We start from the raw sequence: 2,225 nt of genomic DNA, 5'->3' as shown, positions 1-2,225 counted from the left end.
CAACTCCCCGACGGGCCAGTCGCCGAAATCTTCAGGCGAGAAGGTATCCAGTTCGAGACCGCCCCCGCCCAACACCATCTGGCCCGCGGACAAAGACGCGACAGTGCCGCTGCCACTGTCGTCCGCACCCTTCCAGCGTTTACAAAATTCTTGAAGGCCCGAAATGTCGCGATCGTACACACGAACGATGGCCGCACGCACATCACCTGGGGGCTTGCGGCACGTCTCGCCGGATCCAAGCATCTTTGGCATCACCGCAATGACGCATCGTCGTTTGGGCTGCGCCGCGTAGCGCCCTGGCTTTCCAATCACGTGGTGGCGGTATCGAAATTTGCTTCGCCGCCCCCTGGGTTCTTTTCGGCCGCGAGCAAATGCAGCGTCGTTCACAGCCCCTTCGACGTGAACATGACGGCTGGGATGGAGCGCTCGGATGCCCGAAGCATGGTTCTTGCAGAAATCGGAGCCCCGCCCGACACGCTGCTCTTCGGCTACGTTGGAACTCTGGTTGACCGCAAACGCCCGGTGCTGTTTGTCGAGGCGATCGCTGCGCTGAAGCGAATGGCCCCTGAAATAAAACTGGCAGGTCTGCTTCTCGGCAATTCGCTCCATGGCCTCGACGAACAGGCGAAATCGCGTGCTAAAGCACTTGGGATTGTCGATCATGTCCACTTCCTGGGTTTTCGCTATCCCGCCGAGYCCTGGATCGCAGCGCTCGATGCGCTTTTGGTAACGGCGGTGGATGAACCCTTGGGGAGAACCCTTGTCGAGGCGATGTTGCTCGGCACACCGGTTGTCGCCGCCGACTCGGGTGGAAACCCGGAGGCGATCGAAGATGGGCAGACCGGGCTTCTTGTTCGACCGGATGATCCCGACGCGTTCGCCAAAGCGGGCCTGAAACTGCTGCAAGATGCCCAGATGCGCCAGCACATCGTCGAAACCGCTCGCAGCAACGCACGCTCGCGTTTCAGCGTCGAGCGACATGTACGCGAGATCACGCGGGTCTACGATGAACTCCTCGCTTCCGATAATCGGAAGGCGAAGGCATACGGGTGAATGTGGTAAGTTCGCGCAGAACCGTCGCGCGAGACAGCCGTGGCAGAAACCGGACAATCAATTTCGGCCTGGCGGCAGTTCGCCAGCCTTTCTGGCAGGACGTCCAGCGGCCTATCGGCCCTCGAGCGTATCGTTCTCTACGCCGGTGTCTTCTTCGCGCCGTATGCCAATCTGCGGTTACCGCAGGTGTTTTTTACCCTCAGCGATTTTTTCTTCTGCCTGAGTTTTTTCATTCTTTTGATTGCCGGCCTTATCCCCAACAGGCCGCTTGGCAGAGCAACATCGACGTGGCTGCTGGCCTTCACGCTGCTGTTCGTGGGGCTGATGGCCGGAAGTCTTTTGCGCGGAAGTGCCGAACGTGGCCTGATCGTCACCACGCAGTATCTCTTCTCCTACCTCATCCTGATGGTCGTTCTGGCGCGTAAAGACCCGCAAGAAGCCCATCGTCTGGCCGCCATTTTCCTGGCGAGCATCATTCTGGTCGACATCCACGGCATCTATACCTTCTACGCCGTGGGTTATGTGCCCGGCGATAGCAAAGGCGTGGTCACCGGCGGGCTGCGGCTGGCCACCGTGCTCAGGAATCCGAATCTCGCGGCGTCGATGAACGCTTTGATCATGCCGATCCTGCTCTATTTTTGGTCTTCGGGCCGAATAAAGGCCTATGTCGCATTGCCCGCGGTGGCGATCTGCCTGGTGACGATCGTACTCACGAGTTCCAACAGCGGGCTGATCCTGATCACGATCTGCCTGGCCGTCTTCACGACATGCATCATGACCACGCGGCTGCTCTTGCGTTTGGCGATCGTGGGTGCCGTCCTGGCAACGGGCTTTGTAACATTCGGCGGCACGGAACTTTTGCCCAAGACGTTTCACAAGCGGGTCCTGGCAGCACTTTCCTCAGGCGACACGTCCGAAGCGGGAACCTTGATCTCGAGAACAGCACTCATGGAGGAAGCGGTCGAGGTGATAGCCCATGAGCGCATTGTGCTGGTGGGCCTTGGTGCCGACCAGTTCCGCGAACGAAGCGTACAGGAAGCTCCGGTTCACAACCTCTATTTGCTTCTATGGGTGGAAGGCGGGCTACTGGCTGTTGTTGGCTGGATCATGTTCTCGGGCGTCGGCGTCCTGCTTTGGTTCGCCATCAAAAGGGCCGGCGGGGACAAATATGC

At 59.3% G+C, this 2,225-nt stretch carries 2 protein-coding genes; both read left to right on the top strand.

Going from position 1 to position 2,225, the window contains the following annotated elements:
• The coding region (locus tag AC1DUU_RS30085; protein ID WP_476786973.1) for a glycosyltransferase family 4 protein at positions 1 to 1,053 on the top strand (1,053 nt) is incomplete at its 5' end.
• A gap of 39 nt (positions 1,054 to 1,092) precedes the next feature.
• Positions 1,093 to 2,225: O-antigen ligase family protein (locus AC1DUU_RS30080; protein ID WP_476786972.1), on the top strand; the 1,133-nt coding region annotated here is incomplete at its 3' end.

This window comes from Aminobacter sp. P4_H6_2 (genome assembly GCF_056400805.1).
Note: the sequence above shows the minus strand (reverse complement) of the source record. Positions and strands in the feature narration are given on the sequence as shown.